We start from the raw sequence: 17,472 nt of genomic DNA, 5'->3' as shown, positions 1-17,472 counted from the left end.
TAGGATATCTAATTTATAGGAGGCTTTTATGACGAAAAGAGTATTTTTATACTTATTAGTGATTTGTTTTTCCATGACCATCATACCGAATGTGATATTCGCGAATGGGAGTATAAGTCAAAAAAAGATTGGCGTTTTACGATTGAAAAATGATACTAGCTTCCGTCATTTTGGTCAAACGGCAGCCGACGTTTTGACTGCCGACTTAGTTAAACTCAAATCATGCAGTGTGGTTGAGAGGGGAGAATTAGATAGAGTCTTTGACGAACAGCGCTTAGGTGCACAAGGATATCTTGATCCTGCAACCGTCTCTGATCTCGGAGGTATATTGGGTCTTGACTATCTCTTAATGGGTACTGTGTCGGGTAATGTGACGACAGAAAAGGGGCATTATGACTATAATAAGAAAAAAAATAAAGATGTATGGATTAAAGGGAATTCAAAAAATACAGTAAGTTTAATTCTTCGATTAGTTGATGTTAAAACTGGACAAATTGTATGGTCAGACCAAAAGAGTATAACGAATTACAATGATGATATGAATGCCTCATTAGAAGAAGCAGCTTATGATTCTATACGGACCATCTATAAATTTATTCCAGTGCAAGGTTATGTTCTTAAGGCGGAAGGTCGTAACTATTTTATTGATCTTGGTACAGTCAATAATATAGCTGTTAATGATACTTTAGTTGTCAATAGTACAAGTGATACAATTTTGCACCCTGTCACTGGAGAACTCATTGTTATGAAAAAGAATATTGGTTTTCTAACCGTTACCGAAGTCTTTGAAAAGATGTGTATTGCAGTGCCTAGATTGAAAGATGATGGTACTCAAGAACTGTACGGTAAAGTTAATGACGGTGATAGTGTAACACGGGAATTACACAAAAAAACAAGAGGTTTTCTTGGCATTGGCTGGTCAGGAAAACATGATTTTTAACAGAGTTCACTCTTTTTATTTTCTATGATTGAATAATGATAATACCTTTTAGACAAAATAATAGCAGGAGGTGTTGTCAATTATGTCTACATTAACACAAAAAGAAACGTCCCTGTTAAAAGATCAACAAAAGCATGAAAAAGTTTGTATACAAAAATATCAAACTTATGCACAGCAAGCAAGTGATCCCCAATTAAAACAATTATTAACTACTTATGCCAGCCAAGAACAGACCCACCTCGATACCATTACTCAAATGCTGAGCGGTCAAGTTCCAGCGACCTTTTCACAGCAAGGTCAGCAACAACAACAACAAAGTACTCTGCAAAGTTCAACCCAGTCCTCTTCTCAAACACAGCAAGGGGCAACGACTAGTCAAAGTGATAGTGCGCTCTGCAGTGATATGCTTATGACGGAAAAATTCGTTTCAGGTGCCTATGATACGGCAATTTTTGAGTTTAAAGATCCAGCTATGCGCCAAGCTCTGAACCATATACAAAAAGAAGAGCAAGAACACGGACAAGGTCTATTTGAGTACATGCAGAGCAAAGGCATGTATAGCGCACAGTAAATAATAAGGATCGCGGACAGGAGAGGTTCCCCAAGGGGATTGCTCTCCTGTTCTTTATTTTACGGCGTCATGGAAATGAATGATAGGACTTTTACTCAATCTTACCGAATGGTACTGTAAAGAGATTAGCATAGTAGGGAGATGAATCCATCAGTGAAACTAAGATTAATCATAGGGCGGGCCGGGTCAGGTAAGACCCATTATTGTTTACAAGAAATGGGCGAGATATTGAAAACATCTTCTGAAGGTAAATCCTTAGTCATGATTTTACCAGAGCATGCAACTTTTCAAGTAGAACATGCTCTAGCCACTATGCCTGGTATTGAGGGGTTTACAAGGGCTTATGTATTTGGATTCCGCCGTTTAGCCCATCGAATTTTGATGGAAACAGGTGGAGCTGTTAGACCTCATATTACAGAACTAGGTAAGCGGTTAGTGCTGAGCCAATTACTCCATGAACACCAGCAGGAGTTTAAAATATTCCACCGGGCCGCTGGTCAGCGAACTTTTGCAGATTTGTTAATCAGTATGATTCAAGAATTTAAATCCTATGGTGTATCGCCAGAATTACTTTCTGAGGCTGAGGAACAATTGAGTGGTTTGACGATTGGGGATAAACTTCATGATTTAGCTCTCGTTTACCAAGGGTTTGAAAAATTTTTACAGGGTCGTTATACCGATCCTGAAGATTATTTGACACTGCTGGCAGAAAAGATGGATAAGTCTGAAATTTTAAATGGTGCACAGGTGTGGATTGATGGATTTACTTGGTTTAATCCTCAGGAAGCAGCGGTTGTAAAAAAACTATTAGAGACATCTGCCAGCGTAACCATGACTTTGTGTCTCGATGGCCATTCAGAACAACAACATAATCCAACAGCTTTATTTCATCGCCAATGGGATACACGGCGTAAGCTAGTGGATTTAGCAAAAAATATGGGCGTTGAGGTCGAAGAAATTGTATTAACTGAGTCGGAGCGGTTTACTGCGCCTCTTCTCAGGCATATTGAAAAACAATTTTTTACTTCTCCAGCGGTGGTTTGGACTGGTGAAATCCAGGGATTAGCAGTGGTTGAAGCTGCTAACCGCCGGGTAGAAGTAGAAGGGATGGCGCGCGATATTTTGCGTCTATGCCGAGAGGAAGGTTACCGTTGGCGTGATATTGGCATTTTACTCAGAGATACAGAAAGTTATGCTGATATTGTAGAAATCGTACTTGCTGATTATGAGATACCGTTTTTTAGTGATCGTAAGCGCCATCCTTTTCACCATCCTCTGGCAGAATTGTTACGGTCGGTCTTAGATATTGTCATTGAGCGTTGGAGTTATGAACCCTTATTTCGTTGTTTTAAGACAGATTTATTAACTTTATCCCGAGATGAAGTGGATCGACTAGAAAACTATGTGTTAGAGTTTGGAATTCGTGGTACGAAGTGGACCAATGATCAAACGTGGACTTTTATCCGTCGTTTTTCCTTAGGTGAAGATAGTGAAATGAGTGAGGTTGAACAGAGCTATTTACAAGAGATCAATGAGATACGAATGAAGGCATCAACGCCTCTGATTCAATTTGAACAACAGATCAAAATGTCTTCAACAGTAGTGGAAATGACCACTAGTTTGTATCAGCTCTTAGAGATTCTTGGGGTGCCTGAAAAATTAGAAGAGTGGGCTGATCGTGCGGAAAAGGCAGGAGAGCTGGAACAAGCCCGGGAACATCGCCAGTTGTGGGATAGTGTGGTGTTATTATTTGAACAGCTAGTGGAAGTTTGCGGTGAACAAGAAATGGCTCTCAAAGATTATAGAGATATGATTCATGAAGGGTTAGAAGGTCTTACACTCAGTTTGATACCGCCTGGTCTTGATTATGTGACAGTTTCCTCTATGGATCAGACTAGCCTAGAAAATATTCCTGGTATTTATGTTCTTGGTGTAAATGATGGCGTGTTGCCTATGCGTGGGCGGGGCGAAGGGCTGCTAACGGATGCTGAACGGGGGCAAATGATTCAATTTGGTCTAGAATTAGCTCCTGGATCGCAAGCTGATTCTTTTGCTGAACGATTTTTGGTTTATACAGGATTGACGAGAGCCAAAGAATATTTGTGGCTCAGCTATCCTTTAGCTGATGAAGAAGGTAAGGGACTAAGTCCTTCTTTGCTGATTAAGAGGCTGCGAGAACTTTCACCAATGCCGTTGCAATCTTTGCCTGTGGAACCTATTCTAGGTACTGAACGTCAGTACTTGGCCCATGGAAAAAGAAGTATCTCTGCATTAGCTACTGTACTGCGTGGGTATAAACGAGGAGAACCTGTAGCTGAAGTGTGGTGGGATGTCTATAATTGGGCGCGACAGCAAGAAGGCTTAAGTTCCTATGTAGAGCAGGCAGTTGCAGGCTTATTTCATCATAATCAGGTCGAAAGATTACCCAAAGCCTTAGCAAACCGTCTTTATCCTAAAAATAATAAACTCAGAGGCAGTGTAACGCGATTTGAATCCTTTCAGGCTTGCCCCTTTAAACATTTTGCTCAATATGGACTTAGTTTAAAAGAACGAGCTGTATTTCGTCTCCAAGCTCCTGATTGGGGACAGTTCCTTCATGCTGCTCTCAAAAATTTTGGTGACCGTATGGCAGAGGAAGGGCGAGATTGGGGAAGTGTCAGCACGCAAGAATGCCATGATATTGTTAATACCGTAGTTGAAGAATTAGCACCCAAGCTGCAGAATGAGATTTTACTTAGTTCTGAGCAGCATAAACATTTAGTTGGCAGACTCAAACGGACAGTAGCTCGTTCAGTGCGCCGCCTCGTTGAGTTTGATCAGGTCAGTGTTTTTAAACCCATGGCGATGGAGAAATCTTTTGGGCGAGGTTCAGATGCTTTGGCACCTCTCGTCTATATGTTACCTGATGAGGTTGGGTTAGAGATTGTGGGACAGATTGATCGCTTAGATACTGCAGAGCACGAAGGTAAAAAATACATGCTTGTCATTGATTATAAATCGGGTGGTGCTTGGCTGAAACTTGTAGATGTTTATTATGGACTGCGTCTGCAGCTATTGACCTATCTCCTCGTGGCCCGTAATTCCTATCAAGAGTGTTTGCCAGCAGGGGTATTATATTTCTTTCTAAAAAACCCTAGTATATCGGATATTGTGCGAATTGATGCCAATGAAATTACGAAAAAAATAAATAGTTTATTAAAAATGCCAGGCTGGGTATTGGCTGATCCAGAGGTTATAAGGCTTCTCGATAGTGCGATTGATGGTTATTCTGAGTTTTTAAAAATTGCCCTCAAAAAAGATGAGAGCTTCTATAGTGCATCCTTGCCCTATGTCAAAACGCCTGAAGAGTTTGCTTTATTACTCAATCATGTAGAGAAAAAATTGATTGAAACGGCTTGTAATATTATGGATGGTGAAATTGAGATTAGTCCTTATGCTTTGGATAAACGTACGCCATGTACTTTTTGTCAGTATCATGCTGTTTGTCAGTTTGATAACTTGCTGCCAGAAAATGAGTATCGCAGGTTAGGAAAACCTGAAGATGCCCTTATTATTAAGAAATTGATTGAGGATCAGGAGGAGGGAAACCATGGGTTGGTCTAAACAGCAAATGGCAGCAATTGAAACACGGGATAAAAATCTATTGGTGGCTGCTGCTGCCGGCTCAGGTAAAACTTCAGTATTAGTCGAACGGATTATCTGTCGAATTTTAGACAAACAGGAGCCCGTCGACATTGATAAAATGTTAGTTGTGACTTTTACGAATGCCGCAGCGGCAGAAATGAGGGCACGTATTGGTGCTGCTCTGAGTGATGCTCTCAAGAAAGAACCACGCTCTGAACATATTGAACGGCAGCTTGCTTTGCTCAATTCGTCAGCGATTTCTACAATTCATTCCTTTTGCCAAAACATCATAAGGCAAAATTTTCATTTGCTTGACTTAGATCCTCAGTTTCGAGTTGCTTCGCAAGGGGAAATTACCTTACTAAAAACCGATGTACTAGAAAATTTATTTGAAAGCAAATATTCTCAAGGTGAGACTCAATTTTTAGAACTGGTTGAACATTATGGAGATGAACAAAGTGATGATTCCTTATATAATCTAGTGTTAGGTCTTTATGATTTTTCTCGCAGTCATCCTTGGCCTGATGAGTGGTTAGCTAGTTTAAAAGATCAGTTTATCTTATCTGATGATGTTGTGATTGATGATTTACCTTGGTCAGGGCTGATTCGCGGTAAGATTGCACTAGAGATTGAGCAGGCTATAGGGCAGCTTGAAAATCTGATTGAACAAGCAGGAAAACCAGGCCATATCCCTCAATACATACAAACTTTTTCGTCAGATAAAGTCTTGTTAGATGAACTATTAACAGGGGCTCATCATTCTTGGCAAAGATTATCTGGTATTATGGCTTGCTATAAGTTTGAAAAAATCGCCAGTACGCCTAAAGGCACAGATGAATCGCTGAAAAAATATTTTCAAAAGGCTAGGCAAAAAATAAAAGACAAAATTAATGACTGTAAAGTTAATTTTTTTGATCGTCCAGGAGAAGAGCTATTAGCTGATATGCGTTTAATAGGACCTTTAGTAGAGTCTTTAGGGAAGATCATTATTGAGTTCGGACAAGAATTTGCTAAGATTAAAAGAGAGAAAGGCTTATTGGATTTTAATGATTTAGAGCATTTTTGCCTAAAAATATTACTTGATGCCGAAGCTGTTTCTGGTGAAGTAAAAGCGTCATGTGTGGCCTTACAATTGCAAGAACGTTTTGCTGAGGTGATGGTTGATGAATATCAAGATACTAATGGAGTACAAGAAACCATTTTGCGTTTAGTCGCTAGTGATGAAAAAAATAATTTATTTTTAGTCGGTGATGTGAAGCAAAGTATCTATCGCTTTCGATTAGCTGAGCCTGAGCTTTTTATGGACAAATATCGTCAGTATCCTATGGGGGGGGCTGAGTATGGTCGAATTGATTTATCCCAAAATTTCCGTAGTCGTGCCGGTGTACTTCATGCAGTAAACTTTATTTTTACCCAGCTCATGGCTCCTCGCGTTGCTGAACTAGAATATGGGGAGGCCGAGAAACTCAATCCCGGTCCAGATTATCCAGAGGGGGAAGGGAATTTTCTTGATGGACCTGTAGAACTCTGTATTGTGGATCGCGATGAGGGCGAGGAGCAAGTAGAAAGCATGAATGGGGAGGACGGAGAAGTTGTTGACCAGCCAGCAACAGAGCTCGTTGCTGAGGTTGAACTCAGTGGCTTCGAGTTAGAAGCACGTCTCATTGGTAAACGCATTGGTGAACTGATGACAAGTGATTACCAGGTGTATGATAAAAGTCTAAAAAATTATCGACGACTGGCGTGGCGTGATATCGTTGTTTTATTGCGTTCGGTAAAAGGCAAAGCCAATATTCTATTGGATGTCTTGAGGCAAGCGGGTATACCAGCCTACGCTGAGCTGGACGCAGGTTATTTTCGGGAAATCGAAGTGCAGATCATGTTATCTTTGCTTAGTGTGATTGATAATCCTCGTCAGGATATTGCCTTGGCGGCAGTACTCCGTTCGCCTTTAGTCGGATTTACCACAGAACAGTTAGTCGAAATTCGTTTGCAGCAGCAAGGCGATGATTTATGGAGTGCATTAACAGCTTATGTTATGGATGAACATGAGATTGATGATAAACTCCGGACAAAAGCTCAGGATTTTATTACATTATTTGAACAGTGGCGTAATCAATCGCGTTGTACAGGTGTGCCAGCTCTCATTTGGCAGATTTATCGTGATACAGGTTATTATGATTATGTAGGTGGTATGCCGGGAGGAATGTTGCGCCAAGCCAATTTGCGCGCACTGCATGATCGAGCACGTCAGTATGAGGCGACTAATTTTCGCGGATTGTTTCGATTCTTACGTTTTTTAGAAAGAATGCAAGATAAAGGCTCTGACCTTGCTGTAGCCAGAGCCCTTGGTGAAAGTGAAGATGTAGTCCGGATTATGAGTATTCATAAGAGTAAAGGACTAGAATTTCCCATTGTATTTGTAGCTGATTTAGGTAAAAATATCAATCTGCAAGACAGCAAAGCCTTAGTACTGTGTCATAAAACATTAGGCGTTGGACCCTATGTGACCAATCCTGAACTTCGTTTTCGTTATCCCAGCTTAGCGCGCCATGGTATAAGCCATAAGCTAATTATGGAAACCAAAGCCGAGGAACTGCGAATCTTATACGTGGCACTCACGCGAGCACGAGAAAAGTTAATTTTAGTGGGTTCAGTGCCTAAGTTAGCAAAAAAGGCTGCCCAGTGGTGTCAAACAGTGGAGCATAATCTCTTGATCTTGCCAGACTCATTAATTGCAGGTGCCAAAAATTATTTGGACTGGCTATGTCCAGCTGTTGCTCGCCATGAGGGCGGGGAAGTTTTAAGGCAATATGCTGAATGTGAATCATCATTTACTGAGATTTTTGCTAATGAGTTATCAGATTGGCAGGTTACTATCTATTCGCCTAACCAGCTGATTGAGGTGGCTGAAGAAGAGGCTAACGTTGCACCCTTGTTAGCAAAGATCAAGAATAAGGAACCTATTGATGGCGGAGAAGATTTTGCCTGGGTCGATCAGACCTTGGGATGGCAGTATGGATATACTCAGGTTGTGGGTAAACCAGCTAAATTATCGGTGACTGAAATAAAACGGCGGTTTAGCGAACTTGCCGAGGAGACTGGTCACCAAGTTTTTGCTAAAAAATCCATTGCTTTGCGTCCAAGGTTTATTCAGAAGTCAACAGGTTTAACGGGTGCAGAACGAGGTACATTAATGCATAGTATTATGCAACATATGGATTTGCAGGGCGATTTACATACTGAAGGCATCCGGAGGCAATTAGATGACATGGTATCTAAGGAAATGATTTTACCGGAGCATGCAAAGTTGGTGGATATCTCAGGGATTGTTACTTTTTTTGAAAGTTCTCTTGGACAACGCCTTTGCCGTTCTGGTAATGTGCGCAGAGAATTGCCCTTTAGTTTAGTCCTGCCTGCAGAACGTTTTGATGCTGAGATGATCGGAAGTGAAGAGAAGGTTTTTATTCAAGGTGTGATTGATGCCTTGTTTGATGAAGATGACGGGTTGGTATTATTGGATTATAAAACCGATTGGGTTCAAGATAGCGAGGAACTCATTGAACGATACGCAATTCAGCTCAATCTTTATGCAGAAGCAGTAGAACGTATTTTTAAACGACCTGTGACAGAGAAATATTTATATGTATTTAGTACAAAAGAAGCGGTCAAAGTATAAGGGATGGATCTCTCGATTGCATACAAAAAAGGCTAAGACTCGGCATGAAGCCAAGTCTTAGCCTTTTTTTAAGAACAAGATCATCCAATATTTTTAAGGTCGTTTGCTTTTTCCACTAAAATGGTATTGTGACGACTATAGGAAAAGTAGACCACCATGCCAATTAGATACCAAATACCAAAGAAAACAAAGGTTTGTGCTGGTAAATTGGCAATGAGGTAACCACAAAAAAGAACCGCAAGTGGTACGACAATAGAAACAGCAGGACAACGGAAAGGGCGTTTAATATTTGGTTGAGTCTTGCGGAGTACTGCAACACCGATGGAAACAATGCAAAAGGCAAAGAGTGTTCCTAGGTTGCATAATTCAGCGATAATATTAATTGGTAATAAACCGCTGAGAATCGAGACTGCAACACCAGTAATAATTGTAATCTTATGAGGTGTACCATAAGTGGGATGAATTTTTACCATACTTTGTGGGATCATTCCATCACGACTCATGGCTAAGAATACGCGGGTTTGTCCAAAAATCATAACAAGTAATACGGTTGTAATGCCACAAATGGCGCCAACAGCTACAACTGCACTCCCAAAATTCATACCAATAGCGCGCAGCGCAAAGGCTACAGGTTCACTATTGTTCAAGGAAGAGTAAGGAACAACTCCAGTTAGAACGGCTGCCACTGCAATATAGAGTATTGTGCAAATGACTAATGAACCAACAATTCCAATTGGAATATCTCGATTAGGATTTTTACATTCTTCGGCAGCTGTCGAGACTGCATCAAACCCGATGTAGGCAAAAAATACGATGGCTGCACCAGTTGCGACACCGCTTAAGCCAAAAGGAAGAAAGGGCTGCCAGTTCAATGGATCTACGTGAGGTGTAGCTAAGAATAAGAAAAGGGCAACACAAGCTAATTTGATGAAAACTAAAATTTTATTCAGTTTCGCACTTTCTTTTGAACCTAAGATGAGTAAGTAAGTCAAGAAAGAGACAATGAGAACCGCAGGAACATTAAGAATTCCACCATCTGCCGGGACAGATGTCCATGCTGTAGGAAGATTAATTCCGACTGTTTTAAATAAACCAACAGCGTAGCCAGACCACCCGGAAGCTACTGCAGCCGCACCGACAGTGTATTCGCAAATCAATGCCCAACCGACAATAAAAGCGATAAATTCACCGAGGGATGCATAGGCGAAAGTGTAGGCACTGCCTGCCACTGGGATCATAGCGGCTAATTCGGCATATGCCAGTGCGGCAAACCCGCAAGCAAGACCCGATAAGACGAAAGAAAGCATGATTCCTGGTCCGGCATACTTGGCTGCGGCAACTCCCGTCAGGACGAAAATACCAGTGCCAATAATACAACCAATTCCGAGTAAGATGAGATCGAGGGAACCAAGAGTTTTCTTAAGGGCATGTTGTTGAGTACCTTTGATCATGTCGGCGATACTTTTTGTACGAAATAGATTCATGACTGTCCTCCAATTGTTATTCGTTACAACCGATGGAAAATGTACCTTGTAAACAAACATTACTTCGATTAATTAAACAATTTTTCCTCAATTCTGTCAAGAAAAATCATAAATAATTTATGCCTAATTAGGCTAAAATACTAGGGATATAAGGTTTTAAATCTTAATTAAAAAGTAATTATACACAGTATCTTCCTGAAAGATAGTAAATAAAGTAAAAAAAATAATGTCTCTGTGGAAAAGAATAATGTATTATTTTGTTTTATGTCAGAATTTTAACAAAAATACTAATGAAATAGATGAAAATAATGGCGATAATTTGTGTATTGACGCAACATGAAGTATAATAATACCAATAGCTTGTGTGCGGATTTTCTCATTCACGAACAAATAGATGAAAAAAACCTTTTTAGTAATTGGTTAGTGTACGGAACATCTAAATGGTGAAAATAGACTATAAGTATACAAACTCAAATAATGGAGGTGTTCTTTTTTGGACAAACAAAATAAACTCGCAATCATTCCTCTAGGGGGATTAGGCGAGATCGGAAAAAATATGACGGTCATTCGTTATGGTGATGATATTGTCATCGTTGATTCAGGTTTAGCATTTCCTGAAGATGACATGCTCGGAATTGATTTAGTGATACCTGATATTAGTTATCTGATTGAAAATCAAGATAAGATACGTGCCGTTGTTCTTACTCATGGTCATGAGGATCATATTGGATCTTTATCTTATTTATTAAAGGAAATTGATATACCCGTATATGGGACTCGCTTGGCGCTTGGTCTTGTTGAGTGTCGTTTAAAAGAAAATAATGTATCGAATTATAATTTGATTGCTGTTCAGGCCGGGGATCAAGTTTCATTTGGTAGCATTGAGGTTGGTTTTATTCGGGTTAGCCATTCTATACCTGATGTTGTAGGTATGTATTTTAAAACTCCTGTTGGTACAGTTGTACATACTGGAGATTTTAAAATCGACTATACACCAGCTGATGGGAAAATAATGGATCTTCATAAATTTGCGGAACTAGGTGATGAGGGTGTACTCGTACTGATGTCAGATAGTACAAATGCTGAACGCCCTGGCTTTACCAAATCAGAACGTACTGTTGGTATTGCTTTGGATGAAGCATTCCGTGGTGCTAAAGATCGAATTATTTTGGCAACCTTTGCTTCAAATGTATTGCGTGTGCAACAGGCCATTAATTCTGCGTGTCAATATGGTCGTAAGATTGCCATTATTGGTCGCAGTATGATTAATGTCGTAAATATTGCTACAGAACTTGGTTACCTAATTGTTCCTGAAGGTATGTTAATTGATATTGATGATGTAAAGCGGTATCCTGGTAACCAGATTTTGATCTTGACAACGGGTAGTCAAGGTGAACCTATGTCTGCCTTAACGCGGATGGCAATGAATGATCATCGTAAAGTTGATATTAATCCAGGTGATACAGTGATTATTTCAGCGACTCCGATCCCAGGTAATGAGAAATCTGTGTCAAAAACAATTGATGCTTTATTACGTCTTGGCGCTGACGTTATTCATGAAGGATCAGCAGGCATTCATGTTTCTGGTCATGCTAGTCAAGAGGAACTAAAGTTAATGTTAACTTTAGTTAGGCCTAAGTATTTGATTCCTGTTCATGGTGAACATCGGATGCTCATCAGTCATGGGAAACTAGGTGAAGATTTAGGAATCCCTAAAGACAATATTTTTATTGGTACAAATGGACAGGTCTTTGAATTCTCTAAAGACGGCAATACGGTTACTGGGAAAGTTGCTGGTAAAGTGACAGCAGGTAAGGTTTTTGTCGATGGATCAGGCGTAGGTGATGTAGGGAATATTGTAATTCGTGATCGTAGCAAGTTGTCCCAAGAAGGGGTTATCATTGTGGTTATCACAATGGATAAGCTGAAAGGTTGCGTCGTAGCTGGCCCTGATATTGTTTCCCGTGGCTTTGTTTATGTTCGTGAATCTGGACAATTAATGGTTGAAGCAAAACAAAAAGTTCGCCAAGCTCTTGCGAATTGTGAGGCTGGTCAAATCACTGAATGGGCTGCGATTAAAGCCAGTGTACGGGATACTTTAGGTAAGTTTGTTTATGAAAAAACCCATCGTAGTCCAATGATCTTACCAATTATTATGGAAGTTTAGTAGTGAAATTATGAATGTATGATTGAGATAAACAGTATCCTCTTGGATGCGAATAGACTGTGCTGAAACTTAAGTTTCAGCACAGTCTATTTTATGCCTACATGTATAGTTGCAATACCACCAGTTCATTCATAATAGGATATTTTTTCAAAGAAGATCTCCTTGCAATGAAGTCGGATCAATACTATTATGATAGTACCAATCCAATTGTTTTGCGATTGAATTTATTTTATGTGAAACCAGAGTGTGATGTAAATCATAGTAATCGTATACGACGATATCTTATAATTGTAAGTAAAAGCATGTGCTGAAAGGGTGGTTAACTTGAAACTTTGGAAATGGTTTTGCAAATTAGATGATAAAAAAAACTCTTATAGAATAAAAACAGGACAACCTACTTTTGTGCCCAAGCAAGTTTCAGAGCGAGTCGCTCAGTCAGGTGTAGACATGACTTGCTCGCGGATATGTGGTCATGACGGATGTCGATGTGGCAGTACAGTACGGGGGCTGCATTGTGTTTGGTCCTATTATCGATTAGAATAACAAACAAAAAAGATCTTACAGAAATAAAAATAGGTAAGATCTTTTTCGTTTATTTAACTCATAAGATAGTGTACAATGAGATAGATTATAAAATTCTTAATCAAGAGATGTGTATTGAAAATTCCTTCGAAAAGAGGAGATGTACCCATGTTGTCCCGGCGTAGTTTTATAAAAATGTGTGCCAGTACATTCGTTAGTGTAAGTTATGCAGAACTTTTATTTCAGGTGCCTACGAGTAGCGGATCAGGTAATCGCCAAATTCCTGTACTAGTATACCATCGTGTCGGATATACAACGGATAATTTTACAGTGACTCCTGAACGATTTACCACAGATTTAGAAACTCTTCAATATTATGGTTATTGTGCGATTTCTTTAGAGCAAATGCAGAGTTTTCTTGAAGACCGTAATATAGAAATGCCTGATAAACCAATTTTGATTACCTTTGATGATGGATATTTGGATAATTTTGAAAATGCATATCCTATACTGAAAAAACATAATATGATTGCTACTTTCTTCATTATCACCGATAAACTATGGACACCAGATCGTCTTACTCCACAACGAATTGTGGAAATGGCAGAAGGTGGTATGTCTTTTGGTTCGCATACTGTCACACATCGACGTTTGGGAGAATTAACGTGGGAGGAAATTCGCGAAGAGCTGACGATATCAAAAGCCGTTCTAGAAAGTGTTTTAGGTAAAACTGTGACTGCCATTGCCTATCCCCAAGGTAGTTATAATGACAATGTCATAACTCTTGCAAAAAATTTAGGATATACAACAGGTTTTACTGTGCGGGAAGGTATTTGTCGTAAGGAATCTCCAGAGTTTGAATTGCGACGCATTCCAATCTTTAAGTATGATGGTGGCATTCGAGGCGTAATTGCTAATCGTGGCGGTATTTAAAAAATAACTTGATTTTAAAAATAAAGTTTGATATACTATTAGAGGATTTGATTTTGAGAAACATTAAAAAAACTCAAAAAAATATCTGAAAAAATATTGACGATACTAAAATTTACTGATATAATAGTAAATGTGTTGTCGAGCTCGGAGGGGTGTCCGAGCGGTTTAAGGAACTGGTCTTGAAAACCAGCGATCTTGAAAGGGATCCGTGGGTTCGAATCCCACCCCCTCCGCCATCTAATAATTATGGAGCGATACTCAAGCGGCTCAAGAGGACGGTTTGCTAAATCGTTAGAGGTCGTAAGGCCTGCCAGGGTTCGAATCCCTGTCGCTCCGCCATTCATTCAAATTTGAACGCCTTTATCTTGGCAACAAGATAAAGGCGTTTGTTGCATAATTAACATTTAATTAACATTTTAAGAAAAGATTATGATTGCATTTGATGAAATTAAATGCTACTCTTAAGAAGAAAAAGTATATATGATTTCTTTGTTAGGTGAGGCTCCTGTATAAACACAGGCTACTGCCCGGAAACGTCGAAAGACGCCAATGGGTATAACAGGTACTACCGGATTAAGGTTTTACTTAACGTAGCTGAGTACATTTTTTAGAATCTCTACGTTATACAGTGCTAAAGCTCAACGAGGGGGAAGGTCAGCTATTATTACAGATACACGGGAAGACCTTCTACTTTTAGGGGGTCTTTTAATTTTGCCCATTTATCCAATCGTTATACCCCTAATACGAGGGACTGAGATTCGGAGGAGTCAAAACTTTATTTGAATCAAGTCTTCTTATCTCCAATAGTGGGGAAAGATATAGATATTGCAATAGGAGGTGTTTTATGGATTCCGATCCTGAGGATAGTGACAATGGATTAATGAAAGTTCTGGATTGCTCTGTCTGTGTATGGACAGTGAATGGAGTCCAGCAAAAGAAGGAGGGCTAAACTATGAATCATGTGAACCAATTTAAAATTTTAGGAGAGTTTTATTTTAGTCAGTTGTTAGGTAAACCTATCTATGATAAAAGCGGTCGCAAAGCTGGTAAGATAAGGGATATGGCTGTGCGTTGGGATGGAGCTTATCCTCAAATTGTGGGAATCAAGTATGCTAAAAATATACAGGAACTGATTCCTATTGATCAGATTGATCGCTGTAGTTACAAGGAAGTCAGACTGAAAGAAAACTTTATTATAGATAAAACTGTACCCTTGCATGAAACGGATATTTTTATTAGTAAGTGGCTACTTGATAAACAAATTATCGATTTAAAAGGTTCTAAAATTGTAAGGGTTAATGATATTACCTTGTCATGGGTCATTCAGGAAAACATTCAACGGATGATTTTAGTTGCTGTTGACATTGGTGTGCGAGGGCTTTTTCGCCGTTTAGGATTGGAATTTTTATTTAAAAGCTATAATAATAACCTGTTGGGCTGGCAATATATTAAACCTCTTGAAAGTTGGAACTCTAATTTACAACTTAATCATGAAAAGCAGCAGGTCAGCGAACTTCATCCTGCGGATATTGCTGATTTACTTGAAGATATGGATTATAAGCGTAGAGCCAATTTTATTGATAATTTAGATGATCAACAAGCTGTTGATGCATTAACTGAGATGGATTTGGATGCCCAGGTAGAAATTATTGAACAAATGGATGAGCAACGTGCCTCTGATTTGCTGGAGGAAATGGCGCCAGATGAAGCGGCAGATATTTTAGTCGAATTGACTGCAGAGAAGTCAGAAGGCTTACTTAAATTGATGGAAGAAGACGATGCTGAAGAAGTGCGAGAACTCATGCAATATGAGGAGGGAACTGCGGGCGCATTGATGACAACGGAATTTATTGCATTTTCTGCCGATTTGACTCCTGAAGAAGTGATTAATCAATTGCGCAAACTAGCACCGGAAGCCGAAACAATTTATTATCTCTATGTCATTGATCAAGAAGAACATTTGCAAGGCGTTTTGTCCTTGCGTGAATTGATTGTAGCATCACCTAGCGCAACATTACGAGAATTGATGCATACTAAACTCGTTACAGTACAGCCTGAGGATGATCATCAACGGGTTGCAGATGTAATCAATAAGTATGGGTTACTGGCTGTACCAGTTATTGATGAACAAGGTATTATCTTGGGAATTGTGACGGTGGATGATATTATCGACATCTTGATACCTGAACGAGGTAAGCTTGATACTTATTCGTGGTTTGCGTTGAGCAAGTGGGGAGGTCGGGGACGATAATGATGAATATGATCAAAAGTATGCGTGTTCGTTTGGGCTTATTTTTGTCTGTCATGGGACCGGGAGTTGTAACGGCTTTTGCTGATAATGATGCCGGTGGTATTGCTACTTATGCAGCTGCAGGTGCAAAATATGGATATGGATTATTATTTACAGTATTAATTAGTAGTGTTTGTCTGGCGATTGCCCAAGAAATTTCAGCTCGGACGGGGGCTGTGACCGGTCGTGGTTTATCAGATTTAATTCGAGAGCTATTTGGTGTGAAATGGACCTTCTTTGCTATGATTGTTTTATTAATCGCAAATATTGGCACTACAGCATCGGAATTTTCTGGCATTGCAACGAGTTTTGAAATTTTTGGTGTGAGTAAATTTATTTCAGTACCAATCATGGCTTTTCTGGTATGGTGGCTAGTTTTAAAAGGTGACTATACGCGGATTGAGAAAATATTTTTTATGTTATGTGCCACATTTTTGAGCTATATTGTGTCAGGCGTGATTATAAACCCTCCTTGGGAAGAAGTGATGCTTGCCAGCGTGACTCCTACCTTCGCTCGGGATTCTGAATTTTTGATGATGGCAATTGGTGTTATTGGAACAACGATTACTCCCTGGGGTCAGTTTTATATTCAAGCAGCCGTTGTGGATAAAGGCATTACGGCGAAAGAATATCGATATGTCTTTTGGGATGTCATGTTAGGTGCTTTTTTCACATGGCTCATTGCCTTTTTTATCATTGTGACGACAGCAGCTACCCTCTATTCCAATCAAATCTCAATTGAAACAGTGAAAGATGCAGCAGTCGCTCTAGAACCTTTAGCCGGGAAATATGCAAGTATGTTATTTTCTTTTGGACTCCTCGGTGCCTCCATGCTTGCAGCTTTCATCTTGCCTCTGAGTACGGCCTATGCTGTTTGTGAAGCTTTTGGTTTTGAAAGCGGTGTAAGTAAAAATTCAAAAGAAGCACCTGTGTTTTTTTCAATCTACACCGTGCTGATTGTACTCGGTGCAGGTATTGCACTATGGCCTGGTTTATCCTTGTACAATGTTATGTTAGCATCCCAAGTCATCAATGGAGTATTACTTCCTCCTATTTTGATTTTCATGGTGCTCATTGCTAGTAATGAGACAATCATGGGCAAGCATAAAAATTCTACAGGATATAATGTTGTTTCATGGGCATTTACGATTGTGTTAATTATATTAACTCTGTTGTTGTTGATTTCGACAGTTGCGCCCACCTTGTTGGATAGCATGATGGGATATCTCGGATTATAAAAGATTTACGTTAAAAGTCCCATA

General features: G+C 39.6%; 10 protein-coding genes, 2 tRNA genes and 1 riboswitch. Of the genes, 11 read left to right on the top strand and 1 reads right to left on the bottom strand.

All coding sequences use genetic code 11. The features are described 5' to 3' along the window. The first annotated feature begins 28 nt into the window (after positions 1-28). The 4 genes from ACAN52_RS14700 (at position 29) to addA (ending at position 8,814) form a co-directional block, all read left to right on the top strand. Positions 29-940 (top strand): CsgG/HfaB family protein, encoded by a 912-nt coding sequence (locus ACAN52_RS14700; protein WP_378955667.1) that lies wholly within the window; start codon positions 29-31, stop codon positions 938-940. An 82-nt stretch (positions 941-1,022) separates the two neighbouring features. Beyond that, on the top strand, positions 1,023-1,511 hold the full coding sequence (locus ACAN52_RS14695; protein ID WP_378955666.1) for a spore coat protein: 489 nt from the start codon (positions 1,023-1,025) through the stop codon (positions 1,509-1,511). 153 nt (positions 1,512-1,664) lie between these two features. Beyond that, a complete protein-coding gene (gene addB, locus ACAN52_RS14690) occupies positions 1,665-5,114 on the top strand; it encodes a helicase-exonuclease AddAB subunit AddB (protein WP_378955665.1) in 3,450 nt (1,149 codons plus the stop codon). After that, on the top strand, positions 5,101-8,814 hold the full coding sequence (gene addA, locus ACAN52_RS14685; RefSeq protein ID WP_378955664.1) for a helicase-exonuclease AddAB subunit AddA: 3,714 nt from the start codon (positions 5,101-5,103) through the stop codon (positions 8,812-8,814). The genes addB and addA overlap by 14 nt, the downstream gene beginning before the upstream one ends. 80 nt (positions 8,815-8,894) lie before the next feature. Here addA and ACAN52_RS14680 read toward each other — a convergent pair whose 3' ends face one another. Next, a complete protein-coding gene (locus ACAN52_RS14680; RefSeq protein WP_378955663.1) occupies positions 8,895-10,298 on the bottom strand; it encodes an amino acid permease in 1,404 nt (467 codons plus the stop codon). Positions 10,299-10,791: 493 nt separating this feature from the next. On the opposite strand from ACAN52_RS14680, the gene ACAN52_RS14675 reads away from it, so the two are divergent. The 7 genes from ACAN52_RS14675 to ACAN52_RS14645 all read left to right on the top strand — a co-directional run bounded on the left by ACAN52_RS14675 (position 10,792) and on the right by ACAN52_RS14645 (position 17,448). Further along, complete coding sequence (locus ACAN52_RS14675; protein WP_378955662.1) at positions 10,792-12,465, top strand: ribonuclease J; 1,674 nt, start codon at positions 10,792-10,794, stop codon at positions 12,463-12,465. Positions 12,466-12,780: 315 nt separating this feature from the next. Then, on the top strand, positions 12,781-13,008 hold the full coding sequence (locus ACAN52_RS14670) for a hypothetical protein (RefSeq protein WP_378955661.1): 228 nt from the start codon (positions 12,781-12,783) through the stop codon (positions 13,006-13,008). A gap of 147 nt (positions 13,009-13,155) precedes the next feature. Further along, a complete protein-coding gene (locus tag ACAN52_RS14665; RefSeq protein WP_378955660.1) occupies positions 13,156-13,920 on the top strand; it encodes a polysaccharide deacetylase family protein in 765 nt (254 codons plus the stop codon). Between the two features lie 146 nt (positions 13,921-14,066). Further along, positions 14,067-14,156: transfer RNA gene (locus ACAN52_RS14660), tRNA-Ser, on the top strand. A 12-nt stretch (positions 14,157-14,168) separates the two neighbouring features. Continuing rightward, positions 14,169-14,259 (top strand) — tRNA-Ser (locus ACAN52_RS14655). A gap of 142 nt (positions 14,260-14,401) precedes the next feature. Further along, positions 14,402-14,576: riboswitch (M-box (ykoK) riboswitch) on the top strand. A gap of 296 nt (positions 14,577-14,872) precedes the next feature. Then, a complete protein-coding gene (locus ACAN52_RS14650) occupies positions 14,873-16,171 on the top strand; it encodes a magnesium transporter (RefSeq protein WP_378955659.1) in 1,299 nt (432 codons plus the stop codon). Further along, positions 16,171-17,448 (top strand): Nramp family divalent metal transporter, encoded by a 1,278-nt coding sequence (locus ACAN52_RS14645; RefSeq protein WP_378955658.1) that lies wholly within the window; start codon positions 16,171-16,173, stop codon positions 17,446-17,448. Before ACAN52_RS14650 ends, ACAN52_RS14645 begins: the two co-directional genes overlap by 1 nt. Positions 17,449-17,472 lie beyond the last annotated feature (24 nt).

The sequence above is a fragment of the Pelosinus sp. sgz500959 genome (assembly GCF_042610375.1).
GTDB lineage: Bacteria > Bacillota > Negativicutes > DSM-13327 > DSM-13327 > CTSoil-075.
This window is presented reverse-complemented; position numbering and strand designations above follow the sequence as displayed.

Bases quoted from the DNA above. Each gene is read 5' to 3' on its own strand.
- ACAN52_RS14700 (WP_378955667.1), top strand. From the start codon at position 29: ATGACGAAAAGAGTATTTTTATACTTATTAGTGATTTGTTTTTCCATG.
- ACAN52_RS14695 (WP_378955666.1), top strand. From the start codon at position 1,023: ATGTCTACATTAACACAAAAAGAAACGTCCCTGTTAAAAGATCAACAA.
- addA (WP_378955664.1), top strand. From the start codon at position 5,101: ATGGGTTGGTCTAAACAGCAAATGGCAGCAATTGAAACACGGGATAAA.
- ACAN52_RS14680 (WP_378955663.1), bottom strand. From the start codon at position 10,298: ATGAATCTATTTCGTACAAAAAGTATCGCCGACATGATCAAAGGTACT.
- ACAN52_RS14665 (WP_378955660.1), top strand. From the start codon at position 13,156: ATGTTGTCCCGGCGTAGTTTTATAAAAATGTGTGCCAGTACATTCGTT.
- ACAN52_RS14650 (WP_378955659.1), top strand. From the start codon at position 14,873: ATGAATCATGTGAACCAATTTAAAATTTTAGGAGAGTTTTATTTTAGT.
- ACAN52_RS14645 (WP_378955658.1), top strand. From the start codon at position 16,171: ATGATGAATATGATCAAAAGTATGCGTGTTCGTTTGGGCTTATTTTTG.